Here is a 15331-nt window from a genome sequence, read left to right as displayed (position 1 = left end):
ATCCATTTCCCGATTGCAATAGACTTATAGAAAAAAATTAAGAAACCCAGGAAATCCGGACGCTCCGCCGATTCCCTGGGCTTTAATTCTTCTATATTATAAATAGAATTCGCTCTTTATTCTCCTGCACGGTTACGCATATGCGGGAACAGCAGCACATCACGAATGGACGCCGAGTCGGTCAGCAGCATAACAAGGCGGTCGACGCCGATGCCAAGGCCGCCTGTCGGAGGCATGCCGTATTCCAGCGCACGAATAAAGTCCTCATCCATCTCATGTGCTTCATCGTTGCCCTGCTCCTTCTCCTGAAGCTGAGCTTCAAACCGCTGGCGCTGGTCAATCGGGTCGTTCAGTTCGCTGAATGCATTGGCATGCTCACGCGCTACGATGAACAGCTCGAACCGGTCGGTAAACCGCGGATCATGATCGTTCTTCTTCGCGAGCGGCGAAATTTCGACAGGATGTCCCGTGACGAACGTAGGCTGAATCAGCGTCTCTTCGACAAACTGTTCAAAGAACGCATTCAGGATATGGCCGAAGGTCATATGCTTTTCAACTGGAACACGATGCTCCTTGGCAAGCCGATGAGCTTCTTCGTCGGTCATATGCACGCCAAAATCGACACCGGTGACTTCCTTGACCGCATCCACCATCGATACGCGGCGCCACTCCGGAGTCAAGTCGACCTCATGGCCTTGGTAATTGACCTTTTGTGCGCCGAGCACTTCTTGTGCGATATGCGAGATCAAGTTCTCGGTCAGGCGCATGATATCCGTGTAATCGGCATAAGCCTCATAAAGCTCGATCATGGTGAATTCCGGATTGTGACGGGTGGAAATGCCCTCGTTACGATAGACGCGGCCAATTTCATATACCTTCTCCAGACCGCCGACGATCAGACGCTTCAAATGCAGTTCAATCGCGATCCGCATGTACAGCTCCATCTCGAGCGTATTGTGGTAGGTAATGAACGGACGGGCCGCAGCGCCGCCAGCGATGGCATGAAGGGTAGGCGTCTCCACTTCCAGATAGCCGAGCGAATCCAGATAGCGGCGCATCGACTGAATAATCTTCGAACGGGCGATAAAGGTCTGCTGAACCTCAGGGTTAATGATCAAATCGACATAACGCTGCCGGTAGCGCAGCTCGACGTCTTTAAGACCGTTATATTTATCGGGAAGCGGAAGCAGCGATTTGGACAGCACTTCAATCTCGCTCACCTTGATTGTCGTCTCGCCGGTCTTGGTCTTGAAGACAGTGCCGGTAACACCGATAATATCCCCGAGATCAAGGACGCCGAATGCCGCATATTGGACCTCAGGCACACTGTCCTGACGAACGTAAATCTGGATTTTGCCGCTAAGATCCTGAATGTGGGCAAAGCTGGCTTTACCCATTGTCCGTTTGGCCATAATCCGGCCCGCGACGCTTACATGAACGGCCTGCTCGTCCAGCTCTTCATGCGTCAATCCGTCATATTTAGCTAAGATATTACCGGCATTATTCGTACGCTCGTATTTTTTGCCGAACGGATCGATTCCAAGCTCGCGAAGCTCGTCCAATTTGCCGCGGCGAATCTGCAGCAGCTCGCTTAGTTCGCTCTCCGCACTCGCCTGATTGCTGATTTCTTCACTCATTGCGTGTCATCCCTTCAAAAACAGATTTGAACCTTAATCCTTCTTATATCCTGAAAAAAGCTTCCCTAAGGAAGCTTATCCAAACGGTTTTCCGTCTGCTGTATCCGGCATCATCCACCATTCACCGGTAGCAGTCGAATGTGGCCGAACAACAGATCCGAAATTTATTTCATCTTAATATCAATGATTTTATATTGAATAACGCCTGCAGGCACGTTGACATCGACGATAGCGCCTTTTTTCTTCCCGATAATCGCTTTGCCGACCGGACTTTCGTTGGAAATCTTGTTATTGAGCGGATCGGATTCGGCGGTTCCGACGATCGTATATTCCATGACATCCCCGAACTCCATGTCTTCTACGGTTACCGTTACGCCGACGCTGACGATCTCGGTGTTGATTTCATCGCTGTTGATGATGCGGGCATTGCGGAGCATTTTCTCCAAGGTAATGATACGGCCTTCGATAAAAGCCTGTTCGTTCTTGGCGTCTTCATACTCCGAGTTCTCGCTTATATCCCCATATCCGATAGCTACTTTAATCCGCTCGGCTACTTCGCGGCGCTTAACGGATTTGAGGTTCTCCAATTCCTCTTCCAGACGCTTGAGTCCGTCCGGGGTAAGGATGACTTCTTTATCGCTCATCTTAACCGATTCTCCTGTCGTATACATTTATTGAAAACACCATAACTATATGCGAATCCGAAGGGATAAGAACCCTCCGCTGCCTTGCATTATTTGAAACGGCGAATTTATACTGTGAAATTATATGGGAACCGTTACAAAATGTCAATGACAGCCTTCGTATCGCCCGGCGCCTCCAAATTCCGCACGACAGCGGTTATTATACCGTAGAAACGGACGCTTTAACTTCCTCTGCACTGCCCGTTTCTTCTTCCGAAACCCTGTCGACAAAATCATTTAAAATCCGCACCATTTCGTCGCGTTTCGTTTCTTCCATAATAACGTCCTTCACGCGGGCCGCGCCTTTCAGACCTTTCAAATACCAGGCCAGATGCTTGCGCATTTCGCGTACAGCCACCGCTTCGCCCTTCAGCGCAACCAGCCGGTCCATATGCAAAATAGCGACGTCGATCTTCTCTTTCGGAGATGGATCGGGCAGCAGCTCTCCGGTGCTGAGATACTGGACGGTGCGGTACAGCATCCACGGATTGCCGAGCGCGCCCCGTCCGATCATTACGCCGTCGCAGCCGGTCTGATCCAGCATCGCTTTGGCATCCTGCGGCGTCTGCACATCGCCGTTGCCGATGACCGGGATGGACACAGCCTCCTTGGCCTGACGGATGTAGCTCCAATCCGCGTGTCCGGTGTACAACTGCTCGCGCGTCCGTCCATGCACGCTGATCGCCTGGCCTCCCGCCCGTTCAACAGCTTGGGCGTTCTCCACGACGTAGATGTGTTCGCTGTCCCAGCCGATCCGCATTTTGACGGTTACCGGCTTTTCAACGGCGTCGACGACCGCCGAGACCATCTCATAAATCTTATTCGGCTCAAGGAGCCAGCGGGCACCGGCGTCGCACTTGGTCACCTTCGGCACGGGGCAGCCCATGTTGATATCGATAATATCGGCGTTCGTTTCTTTGTCGACTACCTTGGCGGCTTCGACAAGCGACTCGCGGTCTCCGCCAAAAATCTGCAGGCTCAGCGGCTTCTCCCGTTCGTCGACAAACAGCATTTCGCGTGTCCGCTTGTTGCCGTGCACGATCGCCTTGTCGCTGACCATTTCCGCGCAGACCAGACCCGTTCCGAACTCTTTGGCGATCAGCCGGAAAGCCGGATTGCAGACCCCAGCCATGGGCGCGAGCACGACCTGGTTCTTCATTTCGATGTTGCCGATTTTAAGCATGCTGTTTCACTTCCTTCTATATTGAGGATGAGTCGGTCAGTTCCTTGACCCCGACCTCCAAAACTATCGCAATTTTATCTAAAATTTGATCTTCCAAACGTCGGTTTCCCCGCTCCACCGCTCCAAGCACAGCAAGCGAAATGCCGGTGCGGTCCGCCAGCTCCTGCTGAGTATAGCCCTTTAGCTTGCGGAATGCCCGAATCCGCCTTCCCACCCGCTTGTTGTCCACAACTTGATTCCTTCCCTTCCGTCTAACTTGCCCAGCGCGTCCGTTACTCGTTCAATGAGCCCGGACGGTTCATCCTGCGGCACAATATCGCGGAGCGGAAAAAGCACGAATGCGCGTTCCAGCATACGGGGGTGCGGCAGTGTCAAAAGCGGCGTTTCTATAGTCTGTCCATACATCCAAAGCAAATCCAAATCCACTGTCCGCGGACCGTTCTGAATCTCCCTTACCCGTCCCAACTGATCCTCAATCCCCAGCATAACGGTAAGGAGCGCTTCCGGCAGCAGCGACGTGCGCAGAGCTGCCGCCATATTCAAAAAGTTCGGCTGGTCCAAATAACCGACAGGCTCGGTCTCGTATACGCCGGAGCAGCGCAGAACCTCAATATCTTCATGGGCATTAAGGAGAGTAAGCGCCTCTTTTAGACTTTTTTCGCGGTCTCCCAAATTGGCCCCTAAAGCAATATAAGCCTCTGACTGCTCAGAGGGGGAATGATTACTCATGAATCGGTTCTCACTTTCTCGTTCGGTACAGCTCCACGGTTACTCCCTGGAAATGAACATCGAACGGCGGATGCGGCTTGGTCACCTTGACCGTTACCGCGTTGATAATAGTATAAGTGTCAAGTACGGCAGATGCAATACGTTCACCCAAAGCTTCAATTAACTTGTACGATTCTAATTCGACAATATTTTTAACCAAAGCATGCGCTTCGGCGTAATTCACCGTCTGCTCTAAATCATCACTGCGTCCCGCTCCGCTTAAATCAAGCTCAAACTCCAGATCAATGTAATAGCGCTGGCCCAGCTTGCGCTCCTCTTCAAACACGCCGTGATATCCGTAATATTCCATGCGGTGAAGCTTCATTTTGTCCATATTGGCGGTGCCGCCTTTCCTTATTTATTAACGGAATAGAGCATGGCGTCGCACATGGTAACGGTACGTTTGATCAGCCGCACATCGTGAACGCGTACAATCTGACAACCCTGAGCGATGCCAAAAGCCACCGTGGCCGCAGTACCTTCAACGACATCGTCAACCGGCAGGTCAAGCGCCGTGCGGATAAACCGTTTGCGCGACGTGGCAAGCAGCACGGGATAGCCGAGCTTCGTCAAAGCGCCAAGCGACATCATGGCCCGTAAATTCTCATCGTAGTCCTTGGCAAAGCCGATGCCGGGATCGAGGATGATGTTCTCCGCCTTAACTCCCGCCCGTAAAGCTAAATCGATGCTTTCGCGCAGGTCCGCGATCATATCGGCCTGTAAATCCGTGTAATTCCGTTCATGACGGTTATGCATCAAAATGATCGGACAGCCCGCTTCAGCAGCGACCTGTGCCATGAGGGGATCGGCTTTGCCCCCCCAGATGTCATTGATGATATGCGCTCCGGCGGCAATCGCCTGCTTCGCCACCTCCGCCTTGTACGTGTCGATCGATAGCGGAATTTGTGGTGCAGCGCGGTGAATCGCTTCAATAACGGGAAGGATCCGGCTCAGTTCCTCGTCGGCGCTCACCGGCACATGTCCGGGGCGCGTCGATTCGCCGCCGATGTCGATCATGTCGGCCCCTTCCTCCGCCATCTGAAGCGCATGGCGCACCGCCGTTTCGGGCTTGTCCCAAAGTCCGCCGTCCGAAAAGGAATCCGGCGTGACATTCAGGATGCCCATGACCAAAGTCCGCGTTCCCAAAGCAAGCTCTGTCGGACCGCAAGTATATTTTCGCGAATACAGTGTAGGCTTCATTGCTCTATGCCCGCTTTCTGTCGATATTTCTTGAGAAGCAAGGAAGTGACGGGACCCGCTGTCCCGCTTCCGACCGTCCTTTGTTCATTCTCTTTCCACAGCGTAGTTACCGGTACGAGCTCTTGAACGGAATTGGTTAAAAAGACTTCGTCCGCCGTACTCAGCATTTCCCATGGATACAGGCCGGTCTCCACCTCCAGACCTTCGCTCCGCGCAAGCTCCATGACCATTTCCCGGGTAATTCCCGGGAGTATGCCCGTAGACTCATCCGGTGTAAACAACCGTCCCTCTTTCACAAAAAACACATTGCTGACGATGCCTTCCGCCACCTCTCCGCGCTCGGTTAACATCAGTCCTTCTGCGCCGCGGGCTGCGGGCGGGTAGAGCGTCAGCTCTCTTTTGGCCAAAATATTGTTCATATAATGCAGTGACTTGAAGCGCACTTTGCCTTCGGGCGTGTTCCGGCGCAGCTTGAGCAGCTGAAGCTCTTTGCCGTTCGTATCCAGCTCGGGGGGGCGGGGCGGCAGAGCCTTGGCGAACAGCACCTGATTCGGGTGCGTATAGTCTCCGGCCGGAAGACCCAACACATCCTCGCCCGCTGTTATCGTATAGCGGATATAGGCTTCCTGCAGCCCGTTCCGCTCCATGAGCTTCAGGGTCCATTCCGTAAGACCGTCAATGTCCGGCTCATAAGGAATGCCGAGCTGGCGGCATCCTCCCGCCATCCGTTTCAAGTGCCGCTCCAGCAAAAAAGGCTCTCCGCCGTATGTCCGGAACGTCTCGAACAGGCCGATGCCGTACAAAAAGCCGTGATCCCTGACGGAAACCACGGCATCTGCGGCGTCGACAACGCCGCCATTGACTCCTATATAATTCATACTGTCTTGCCGGCTTTTCGTTTCAGGAAATTGCGGAGCATCGTATGGCCGTGATCGGTAATGATCGACTCCGGATGGAACTGCACGCCCTCAATCGGATACTCCTTGTGGCGAAGCCCCATAATCTCGCCTTCCGCCGTTTCGGCGGTAATTTCCAGACAGTCCGGCAGGCTCTCGCGCTCCACAAGCAGGGAGTGGTACCGGGTCGCGGTAAATGGCGATTCCAATCCCTCGAAGACCGAACCTCCTTTGTGATGGATGGGCGAGGTTTTGCCATGCATGAGGCGCTCCGCGCGAATGACATTGCCGCCAAATGCCTGTCCGATCGCCTGATGGCCGAGGCAGACGCCGAAGATCGGGATGACTCCTTTAAAATGGTCGATCAGTTCGAGACTGATGCCCGCCTCATTCGGTGTACACGGTCCCGGAGAGATCAGAATATGGTCCGGCGCCATTTTTTCAATCTCCTGGATGGAGATTTCATCGTTGCGGCGCACCTCGACCTTCTCGCCCAGTTCTCCTAAATACTGCACGAGATTATACGTAAAAGAATCATAATTGTCGATAACGAGTATCATGTTTCTGTCGCTCCCTCCGCGCCGCCGCCCCTCCGCTTCTCCCGTGCAGCCTCGCTGCACAGGACCGCCTTGACGATGGCCTTGGCTTTATTATGACATTCCCGGTATTCGCGGTACGGATCGGAGTCGATCACAATGCCCGCGCCCGTCTGAATATAACCTGTTCCGTCCTTTACGACAAGCGTTCGTATAATAATATTTAATTCCATATTGCCGCCGTAGTCAATCCAGCCTATCGAACCCGTATACGGTCCGCGCCGGACCGGCTCCAGCTCCTCGATGATCTCCATCGTCCTTACCTTCGGCGCGCCGGTAATCGTTCCGCCCGGAAACATCGCCGCAATGGTGTCGTAAGCATCCTTCCCCTCGGCGATCCGTCCGTTGACCTGGGAGACCAGATGCATGACATGCGAGTACCGCTCCACGGTCATGAGCTCCGGCACGTGAACCGTTCCATACGCGGAGACACGGCCGATGTCGTTGCGCTCCAGATCGACGAGCATAATATGCTCGGCCGTCTCTTTGACGCTCCCGCGAAGCTCCGCCTCCATGGCGGCGTCCTCCGCGGGAGTCAGGCCCCTGCGCCGGGTGCCGGCAATCGGCCGCGCGCTCACCTCGTCCCCGTGCAGCTTGACGAGGAGCTCCGGCGAAGCGCTGGACAGCGCGAAGCCGGGCGAGCGAAGCAGCCCCATGTACGGGGACGGATTGAGCCTGCGCAGCCACTCGTACACCTCCTCCGGCGAGGAGTTCAGCTTCGCTTCCTGGCGAAGCGACAGGTTCACCTGGAATACATCGCCCTGGCGGATGTATTCCTGAATGTCCAGCACAGCCTGCTGGAACTTCTCCCGGGTGAAGGCCGAGGTCATCCCCGGCCATTCGCCGGATTCGGCCGACGCGGGAATATCCGGAACGGGCGGATTGGCCGCATCGGCCTCTTCTTCCTCTGCCGCTTCCCATATATCCCGCCACCGCTTTAGCATACCCTCCGCTTTTCCCAGCGACTCTTCATAGAGCGCTCTGAGCTCTCCGGCGGAATCGGAGCCCGAGGAAGGGTGCTCGGAAGAAGCATCCTCCGCATTCAGCACGTTCTCCGGAGCTGGAATATCAGGCCGGTCTTTGGCAGGAAGTAAGGTGTGGACCGCGCAGTACAGCTGCTCCTCCTGATGGTCGTATATCCATATCTCATCCAGTTGCATCCAGAGATAGTCTGCAAATCCCGGGTCATCCTCCGAAACGGCAGGCAGACGTTCCAGCGAACGGACCACGTCATAGGACAAAAAGCCGACGCAGCCCCCCGTAAATGGCGGAAGGGCGGGATTGTCCGGACGGGGAGAAGCATACGGAGCCATCCACCGGCGCAGCACCTCAAGCGGCGCACCCTCAAGCTCCCCGGTTTCTTCTCCCGCCGGGCCGCCGGCTTCCACGTTATCCCCGCCGGTGATCCGCAGCACCTCGGCGCGCTCCCCTTTGCCGGTCAGCACGGATGAAGGGCGCAAGCCGAGGTACGTATAGCGGCCTCCCTTGCCGCTTTCCAGCACGACGGAATAAGGCGACGCGATTTCCCATGCTTTTTTCCAAGAGTGGGGCAGTCCGCCCGGGTTATGCTGCGATCGTATGACCAGAGGCAGGGTGTTCCAGCCTTCGGCGGCCCACTGCTCCCATTCCTTCCATCCCGCAACGATCTCCAAGTTCATCCTCCTAAACGCCTCAATAGCTATTTGCCTGTCAGTATACTGTATTTTCGCCAATTTTGAAAAGCCTAACCGCAAGGGCGGCTTTTTTTACCGGGAAAAGATGGTCGCAAACTTCATAATATCGAATAAGCCAGGACCGTTAGGTTCAAAGCGATCAGCTCAAAATCAATAGCTAACAATCCATAGACTCAAGAACGGGCTGCGCTATCCGTCTAAACGCTTAAACTTCAGGAGCAGAATTACAGGCATCCTCCAGGCATCTGTACCCGTTAAACCGAAAGGCCGGGAACTATTATACTTTCCCAAATAAAAAAGCCTTCAACCACCGCTCAAAGGCGGAAGTCAAAGGCTCTTTACCGTACATTTTACATTTTCTCAGAAAAAATATTAAGCTTCGTAGTTGTACAGCGGTGTGCTGAGGTAACGTTCGCCGTTACTTGGAACGATCGCAACAACGCGTTTGCCGGCTCCCAATTCTTTAGCGACTTTGATCGCTGCGAAGACAGCGGCTCCCGAAGAAATACCGGACAGAATGCCCTCTTCCTTCGCTACACGGCGCGCCGTTTCGAAAGCTTCGTCATTTTCAACATGAATGATTTCATCATAAACATTTTGGTTCAGAATGTCCGGAATGAAGTTGGCTCCGATACCTTGGATTTTGTGAGGGCCCGGTTTGCCGCCCGCCAGAATTGGCGAAGCCGCAGGCTCTACCGCGTAAACCTTGATATCCGGATATTTCGCTTTCAGCACTTCGCCGGCGCCGGTGATCGTTCCGCCTGTACCGATACCCGCAATAAAAGCGTCCAGCGATCCGCCGATCGAATCGATTGCTTCTACGATTTCCGGTCCAGTCGTTTCGCGGTGAATCTTCACGTTGGCCGGATTCTTGAACTGCTCGGCAACAAAATAGTTAGGATTCTCGGCCAGGATGGCTTCGGCTTTCTTAACCGCGCCGTTCATGCCTTCCGATCCCGGTGTCAGCACGAGTTCCGCGCCGTAAGCGCGCAGCAGGTTGCGTCGCTCCAAGCTCATCGTTTCAGGCATAACGATAATGGCTTTGTATCCTTTGGCTGCCGCCACCATGGCCAGACCAATACCGGTGTTGCCGCTGGTCGCTTCGAGAATCGTATCGCCCGGTTTGAGGCGGCCTTCCTTCTCAGCTTCCTCGACAATGCTGACGGCGATCCGGTCCTTAACGCTGGAACCCGGATTCTGGTATTCAAGCTTCACGTAAATTTCCGCCGCGCCTTCCGGTACAATCCGGTTCAAGCGTACAAGCGGGGTTCCTCCGATAAGCTCCGTTACATTGTTGACCACTTTAGACATGAGCAAAAACCTCCTAAGAATGATAAATGAGATAAAAAATGTGTTACTTGTGACCTAAGTCTTTAGCATTTGCCCCTTGGGTCATCAGCGGCCGCCCTCAGTTCAACATTGGTCATGCCGGGTCTGCCCCCGAAAGTATAGAACGCCGCGCGCCAAACCCCGCGCTGTACGACGGTTAATGTAGGGCCGTCGTCCTAATCCGACTAAATCAGTAGGTTTTACGTTACTCTCATATTATCAATCTTGAAGTCCCTTGTCAACATCTATTGCTGCTCCATATTTGGTACGCAGATTATCCTCGACCTGCTGCAGCGGCGGAGCCTGCTCCAAGGCAAGCTCCTGACGGACCTGATCCCTGATTTCTCGGTCGTCCGGCATCGGCGGGGCGGTTACTCTGTCAGTTTGAATGACGGCATATCCGCCCTCAACCTGAAAAGGGCCGGCAACATCCCCGGGGCTAAGTCCCGCTGCAGCCTTCAACAGTTCCTGCGGCCAAAACGGATCGTTCTCCTCCACCGTACCGACCCGGCCTCCATGAATTCTGCTGTCCTCGTCAATGGAAATCTCTTGTGCCAGAGCGGCAAAATCCTCTCCCGACTCGATCCGGTCCAAAGCCCGTTCCGCCTCCATATAGGTATGAACCTTGATAATCGACAGTCCGATCTCCTTGACGGGACGGAAGCGGTCCGGATTTTGCCGGGTATACTCATCGATTTCCTTGTCGGTAATAACAATTCCGGCCGTGGCCACCGCCTGAAGCGTAAGCCTGTATGCGGTTTCTTCCTGGACTTCCTCCTTGGTCAGACCAAGCTCCGATTCCATCTGTGCATAATACTGCTCCTTCGAACCATATCCGGAAGCCGCCGTCTCCAGTTCCCGGTCGACTTCCTGATCCGAGATGGAGATCCCGAGCCTTTTGGCCTCGGCCCCCACCGCAATCCGGTTCAGCATCGCGAGCAGCACCTCGTCGCCATGCTTCTTTTGAAGCTCATCTTGCCACTGCCGCAGCGAAATGGATTGGCCGGCCACCTTCGCTATTGTTTTTTCGCCTTCATCGTCCCGTTCCGTTCCCTGTTCTTTCCGCCATTCCCGTAACAGAATGACAGCAAGAAGCAGGATGAACCCGGCCAGAACGAGGACGGCCTTGCGCAGAGCGCGCTCCTGTCTCGTCATCCCCACACGATCCTATTTCGCTTGATTGAGAATTTCCAACAGCTCGTTCTTGTCAAAAGAATAAGCTTCATTACAGAAGTGGCATACCACTTCGGCCTTGCCGTCTTCCTCGATGATCTGTTCAAGCTCATGTCTCCCAAGGCTTACCAGCGTCTGCTCGACCCGTTCGCGGGAGCAATGACACTTAAACGTGATCGCCATTTCGTCCAGCACTTCCGTGTCCGGCAAAATTTGGCGGAGCATTTCCTCCGGCTCCATCCCTTGATCCAGCAGGGCTGTAACCGAAGGGGTCGAGCTCAGGTTTTTTTCAATTTCCGTAATTTCCTCATCGCTCAGGCCCGGCAGCAGCTGAATGATAAAACCGCCCGCCACCTTAACGCTGTTATCCGTGTCAACCAGTACACCGAGCCCGACGGCGGAATTGGTCTGCTCCGACACAGCAAAATAATACGTGAAATCTTCGCCAAGCTCGCCGGAAACGATCGGCACACTTCCGCGGTAAGGCTCCTTGAGGCCAAGATCCTTGATCACATGGATAAAGCCCTCGGTTCCGACCGCCCCCGCCACGTCCAGCTTGCCCAGACTGTTGCTCGGCAGATGGACATGCGGATTTTGGACGTAGCCTCGTACTTCCCCTTGCGCATTCGCCTCTGCGACAATTTGCCCGATGGGGCCGTTTCCTTTGACCTGGATATTGATCATTTCCCTACCCTTGAGCATGGCGCCCATCATGGCCGCTGCGGTAACCGTTCGTCCAAGAGCAGCCGTAGCCGTCGGATACGTATCATGCCTGCGCTGCAGCTCGGTTGTAAGTTCTGTCGTACGAACCGCAAAAGCCCGCACTCTACCGTCCAGTGCCGTCCCCCGAACCAACCGGTCTTTTTTATTTTGCATGGGTTCCTAGCCCTCCTGTCCTCGACTTAAGAATCGGGATTATTTATTTCGCGAGTAAATAATGCGCAGTCCTTCCAGCGTAAGCATCGGGTTAACCTCGTCAATGCAATCCGTCTCGCCGGCAATCAGCGGCGCCAGTCCGCCTGTGGCGATGACCTTCAGCTCCGGAGCGTTCATCTCGTCCTTGATCCGCCTTACAATCCCTTCAACCTGCCCGGCATAGCCAAAAATAATCCCCGCCTGCATCGCATGCACGGTATTTCGGCCGATGACTTTCTTGGGCTTCTCGAGCTCGATTCTCGGCAGCTTGGAAGCCCGCTGATATAAGGCCTCGGTAGAGATGCCGATGCCCGGAACAATGGCGCCTCCCAGATAATTGGCGCTGCCGTCGATACAGTCGAATGTCGTGGCAGTCCCGAAATCGACGACGACCAGCGGGCACTGATAGCGCTCAATAGCCGCTACCGCGTTAACAATCCGGTCCGCGCCGACTTCGCGCGGGTTCTCATAACGCAGATTGAGCCCGGTCTTGATACCGGGCCCCACGACCAGCGGCTCTTTGCCGATATATTTCAAGCACATCTCCACGATCACATGCACCAGCGGAGGGACGACGGAAGAAATGATGACTCCCTCCACATTTTTGACGGAAAGACCCGACATGTTGAACAAATTGTAAATCATAATTCCGTATTCATCTGCAGTCGCTTGACGCGCTGTACTGAGACGAAAATGGTGCAGAAGCTCCCGCTGGCGGTAAACCCCAAGCACAATATTCGTATTGCCGATATCCACGGCCAGCATCATGACAAGCCGCCCTCCTTCTTCGCATTCAGATCCAGACTGATATCCAAGCTCGAAAAAGAATAGGTAAGCCTGCCGACAGAAATCACATCCACACCGGTATTGGCGATGCCGCGCACCGTTTCAAGCGACACATTGCCCGAGGCCTCCGTCTTGACATGTGGCGCCCTCGTCTTAATTCTGCGCACCGCCTCCGTCATTAATTCAAGGGACATGTTATCGAGCATAATAATATCCGCGCCTGCGGCCAACGCCTCCTCCACCTGTTCCAGGCTTTCCGCCTCAACTTCAATCGTCATCGTATGGGGAATATTGGCCCGGGCTCTGCTGACGGCCTGCTTGATGCCGCCGGCCCCTTTGATATGATTATCTTTGATCATCACGGCATCGTATAAGCCGAACCGGTGATTGGCGCCGCCGCCAATGCGCACGGCATATTTCTCCAGTATCCGGTGACCCGGCGTGGTCTTGCGCGTGTCGACCAGCTTCGCCGGCAGCCCTTCAAGCGCCTGCACGAACGTTGCCGTCCGCGTGGCCACGCCCGAGAGGCGCTGCATTAAGTTCAGAGCGAGCCGCTCCCCGGTCAAAATGGCGTGAGTACTGCCCTCCACCTCCGCGAGCACGGTCCCTTTGGCTACCCGTTCTCCTTCCTTCACCAGTGCGGTGAAGGACAGGCTCGGGTCGACCACCTCGAACACCAGCTCCGCGACGGGAATGCCGCACACCACGCCTTCCTCTTTTGCATGAATGATCCCTTTGGACTGATGTCCGGGCGCAATCGTTGTCAGCGTCGTTACATCTCCGGAGCCGACATCTTCCTTTAGCCAATTCTTGATCGATTGCACCAGTTGTTCATTGTAACCGTTAAACATCATCGCTTGTCTCCTCTACTATCCCCAGTTCGCGAATCTGGAGCAAATGCTTGCGCCAATGCTCATCATCACGCTGCGGAAAATCCTCGCGGTAATGAGCTCCCCTGCTCTCCTCGCGCGCCAGCGCCGATTCCGTCACGAGCAGGCTGCAGATCAGCATGTTTGCGAATTCATAATCTTCACGTTTGGTCAGCGCTCCCCCAAAAATCGGCAGCTGACGGTTCAGCTCTTCAAGTCCTTTGACCAGCATTTCTTCATTCCGCCGCAGTCCCACATAGCGGACCATGATCTTCTGCAGCTTCAGGCGCCGTTCCACCATGGCCTGCGTCGGGTGCTCCTGACGGCCCAGATCGCAGCCGGCGGATATATCGGTCTTCTTCAGCTTCGGCAGGCTGCGGACCCGCTCGACAATGCGCCCGCCGAAGACGATGGCCTCCGACAGGGAGTTGCTGGCCAGCCGGTTAGCGCCGTGCACACCGGTGGATGATACCTCGCCGCAGGCAAAAAGCCTTGGAATGCTGCTCTCCCCGTTCAGATCGGTCTTGATGCCCCCCATCATATAATGCGCTGCCGGTGCGACCGGAATCCAGTCGCTTGTTATGTCCAAACCGTAGCCGATGCAGGTCTTGTATATCGTCGGAAACCGGTGCTTCACCATATCCGCGGATTCATGGGTAATATCCAGGTAGACAAAGGTCGATTTCGTTTCTTCCATCTCGCTGACAATTGCCCGGGCAACGACATCGCGGGGCGCAAGCTCAAGCAGCTCATGGTATTTCTCCATGAAGCGCTCACCTTTGATATTTCGCAGCACCGCCCCTTCGCCCCGAACCGCCTCCGATATCAGAAACCGGGGCGCACCGGGATAGCTGAGGGCCGTCGGGTGGAACTGAATAAATTCCATATCGCGGATATGGGCGCCCGCCCGGTAAGCGATCGCCACTCCGTCGCCTGTCGCCACCTCGGGGTTCGTCGTATAGCGGTACAACTGGCCCGCTCCGCCGGAGCAGAGAATCGTCGCATCCCCTTTCAGGAACAGACGCTCTCCGTGCGGTTTTTGCACAAGCGCTCCCACGCACTCACCGTCATCCGTAATCAGATCGATCACAAAATGGTCGTCCCACACCTCAATATTATGGTGTTCCAATACCTGCTTCGCCAACGCGCGTACGATTTCATAGCCGGTTGCGTCTCCATTGGCATGCAGGATCCGGCGATGACTATGCGCCCCTTCCTGCGTCAGCGCAAGTACGCCGTCCTCCTGATCAAACAACGTTCCCAGCCGTATCAATTCGCGCACACCTTCCGGCCCTTCATTGACCAGCACATCAACGGAAGACGAGGAGCAGATCCCGGCGCCGGCCATCAAAGTGTCCTGCCGATGGTACAGCGGCGAATCGTCCTCCGCGATTACAGCGGCGATCCCGCCTTGAGCGTAACGCGTGTTGCTATCCATCAGCGACTTCTTCGTAATCAAAATGACCCGGCGATCCTCACTGGCCTTGATCGCTGTGAACAGCCCGGCAATGCCGGAGCCGATGACGATGCAATCCGTTTCTACGGTTGGAAGCTCCCGCAGGTCAAAATCAACCAAATATTGTGGAATCATGACCGCTTATTCACCTGTTTCAATGAAAGAGT

Annotated in this window: 16 protein-coding genes; all 16 read right to left on the bottom strand. The window is 54.8% G+C overall.

The genetic code is table 11. The annotated features are described in order from the left end of the window. Nucleotides 1-116: 116 nt before the first annotated feature. Nucleotides 117-1637, bottom strand: coding sequence for a lysine--tRNA ligase (gene lysS / locus G5B47_RS24275; RefSeq protein WP_165103914.1), 1521 nt, complete (start codon nt 1635-1637; stop codon nt 117-119). A gap of 164 nt (nt 1638-1801) precedes the next feature. Beyond that, complete coding sequence (gene greA, locus G5B47_RS24270) at nt 1802-2281, bottom strand: transcription elongation factor GreA (RefSeq protein ID WP_165103911.1); 480 nt, start codon at nt 2279-2281, stop codon at nt 1802-1804. Between the two features lie 199 nt (nt 2282-2480). Next, the gene (dusB, locus tag G5B47_RS24265) at nt 2481-3503 is read right to left on the bottom strand and encodes a tRNA dihydrouridine synthase DusB (RefSeq protein WP_165103908.1); all 1023 of its coding nucleotides are present in this window, start codon (nt 3501-3503) and stop codon (nt 2481-2483) included. A gap of 16 nt (nt 3504-3519) precedes the next feature. Then, the gene (locus G5B47_RS24260; RefSeq protein WP_165103905.1) at nt 3520-3732 is read right to left on the bottom strand and encodes a helix-turn-helix domain-containing protein; all 213 of its coding nucleotides are present in this window, start codon (nt 3730-3732) and stop codon (nt 3520-3522) included. Next, the gene (gene folK, locus G5B47_RS24255; RefSeq protein ID WP_165103902.1) at nt 3684-4232 is read right to left on the bottom strand and encodes a 2-amino-4-hydroxy-6-hydroxymethyldihydropteridine diphosphokinase; all 549 of its coding nucleotides are present in this window, start codon (nt 4230-4232) and stop codon (nt 3684-3686) included. Before folK ends, G5B47_RS24260 begins: the two co-directional genes overlap by 49 nt. Before the next feature lie 10 nt (nt 4233-4242). Further along, complete coding sequence (folB, locus tag G5B47_RS24250) at nt 4243-4605, bottom strand: dihydroneopterin aldolase (protein WP_165103899.1); 363 nt, start codon at nt 4603-4605, stop codon at nt 4243-4245. A gap of 20 nt (nt 4606-4625) precedes the next feature. Further along, entirely contained in the window at nt 4626-5471 is an 846-nt protein-coding gene (gene folP / locus G5B47_RS24245) for a dihydropteroate synthase (protein ID WP_165103896.1), read from the bottom strand. Next, on the bottom strand, nt 5468-6349 hold the full coding sequence (locus G5B47_RS24240; protein ID WP_165103893.1) for an aminotransferase class IV: 882 nt from the start codon (nt 6347-6349) through the stop codon (nt 5468-5470). Before G5B47_RS24240 ends, folP begins: the two co-directional genes overlap by 4 nt. Then, nucleotides 6346-6927, bottom strand: coding sequence for an aminodeoxychorismate/anthranilate synthase component II (pabA, locus tag G5B47_RS24235; RefSeq protein WP_165103890.1), 582 nt, complete (start codon nt 6925-6927; stop codon nt 6346-6348). The genes G5B47_RS24240 and pabA overlap by 4 nt, the downstream gene beginning before the upstream one ends. Then, nucleotides 6924-8615 (bottom strand): anthranilate synthase component I family protein, encoded by a 1692-nt coding sequence (locus G5B47_RS24230; protein ID WP_235950248.1) that lies wholly within the window; start codon nt 8613-8615, stop codon nt 6924-6926. The genes pabA and G5B47_RS24230 overlap by 4 nt, the downstream gene beginning before the upstream one ends. Before the next feature lie 393 nt (nt 8616-9008). Next, nucleotides 9009-9947 (bottom strand): cysteine synthase A, encoded by a 939-nt coding sequence (gene cysK, locus G5B47_RS24225; RefSeq protein WP_165103884.1) that lies wholly within the window; start codon nt 9945-9947, stop codon nt 9009-9011. Nucleotides 9948-10184: 237 nt separating this feature from the next. Continuing rightward, nucleotides 10185-11120: a peptidylprolyl isomerase gene (locus tag G5B47_RS24220; RefSeq protein WP_206107523.1), complete on the bottom strand. Its 936-nt coding sequence runs from the start codon at nt 11118-11120 to the stop codon at nt 10185-10187. Between the two features lie 12 nt (nt 11121-11132). Beyond that, nucleotides 11133-12014 (bottom strand): Hsp33 family molecular chaperone HslO, encoded by an 882-nt coding sequence (gene hslO / locus G5B47_RS24210; RefSeq protein WP_165103874.1) that lies wholly within the window; start codon nt 12012-12014, stop codon nt 11133-11135. Nucleotides 12015-12053: 39 nt separating this feature from the next. Continuing rightward, complete coding sequence (locus G5B47_RS24205) at nt 12054-12821, bottom strand: type III pantothenate kinase (protein ID WP_025332611.1); 768 nt, start codon at nt 12819-12821, stop codon at nt 12054-12056. After that, a complete protein-coding gene (nadC, locus tag G5B47_RS24200; protein ID WP_165103872.1) occupies nt 12818-13693 on the bottom strand; it encodes a carboxylating nicotinate-nucleotide diphosphorylase in 876 nt (291 codons plus the stop codon). The genes G5B47_RS24205 and nadC overlap by 4 nt, the downstream gene beginning before the upstream one ends. After that, nucleotides 13683-15299: an L-aspartate oxidase gene (gene nadB, locus G5B47_RS24195; RefSeq protein ID WP_165103869.1), complete on the bottom strand. Its 1617-nt coding sequence runs from the start codon at nt 15297-15299 to the stop codon at nt 13683-13685. Before nadB ends, nadC begins: the two co-directional genes overlap by 11 nt. Nucleotides 15300-15331 lie beyond the last annotated feature (32 nt).

The sequence above is a fragment of the Paenibacillus apii genome (assembly GCF_011043685.1).
Taxonomy (GTDB): domain Bacteria; phylum Bacillota; class Bacilli; order Paenibacillales; family Paenibacillaceae; genus Paenibacillus_AQ; species Paenibacillus_AQ sabinae.
This window is presented reverse-complemented; position numbering and strand designations above follow the sequence as displayed.

Coding starts and splice junctions, on each gene's coding strand:
- lysS (WP_165103914.1), bottom strand. CDS start 1,637: ATGAGTGAAGAAATCAGCAATCAGGCGAGTGCGGAGAGCGAACTAAGC.
- greA (WP_165103911.1), bottom strand. CDS start 2,281: ATGAGCGATAAAGAAGTCATCCTTACCCCGGACGGACTCAAGCGTCTG.
- dusB (WP_165103908.1), bottom strand. CDS start 3,503: ATGCTTAAAATCGGCAACATCGAAATGAAGAACCAGGTCGTGCTCGCG.
- folK (WP_165103902.1), bottom strand. CDS start 4,232: ATGAGTAATCATTCCCCCTCTGAGCAGTCAGAGGCTTATATTGCTTTA.
- folB (WP_165103899.1), bottom strand. CDS start 4,605: ATGGACAAAATGAAGCTTCACCGCATGGAATATTACGGATATCACGGC.
- folP (WP_165103896.1), bottom strand. CDS start 5,471: ATGAAGCCTACACTGTATTCGCGAAAATATACTTGCGGTCCGACAGAG.
- G5B47_RS24240 (WP_165103893.1), bottom strand. CDS start 6,349: ATGAATTATATAGGAGTCAATGGCGGCGTTGTCGACGCCGCAGATGCC.
- pabA (WP_165103890.1), bottom strand. CDS start 6,927: ATGATACTCGTTATCGACAATTATGATTCTTTTACGTATAATCTCGTG.
- cysK (WP_165103884.1), bottom strand. CDS start 9,947: ATGTCTAAAGTGGTCAACAATGTAACGGAGCTTATCGGAGGAACCCCG.
- G5B47_RS24220 (WP_206107523.1), bottom strand. CDS start 11,120: ATGACGAGACAGGAGCGCGCTCTGCGCAAGGCCGTCCTCGTTCTGGCC.
- hslO (WP_165103874.1), bottom strand. CDS start 12,014: ATGCAAAATAAAAAAGACCGGTTGGTTCGGGGGACGGCACTGGACGGT.
- G5B47_RS24205 (WP_025332611.1), bottom strand. CDS start 12,821: ATGATGCTGGCCGTGGATATCGGCAATACGAATATTGTGCTTGGGGTT.
- nadC (WP_165103872.1), bottom strand. CDS start 13,693: ATGATGTTTAACGGTTACAATGAACAACTGGTGCAATCGATCAAGAAT.
- nadB (WP_165103869.1), bottom strand. CDS start 15,299: ATGATTCCACAATATTTGGTTGATTTTGACCTGCGGGAGCTTCCAACC.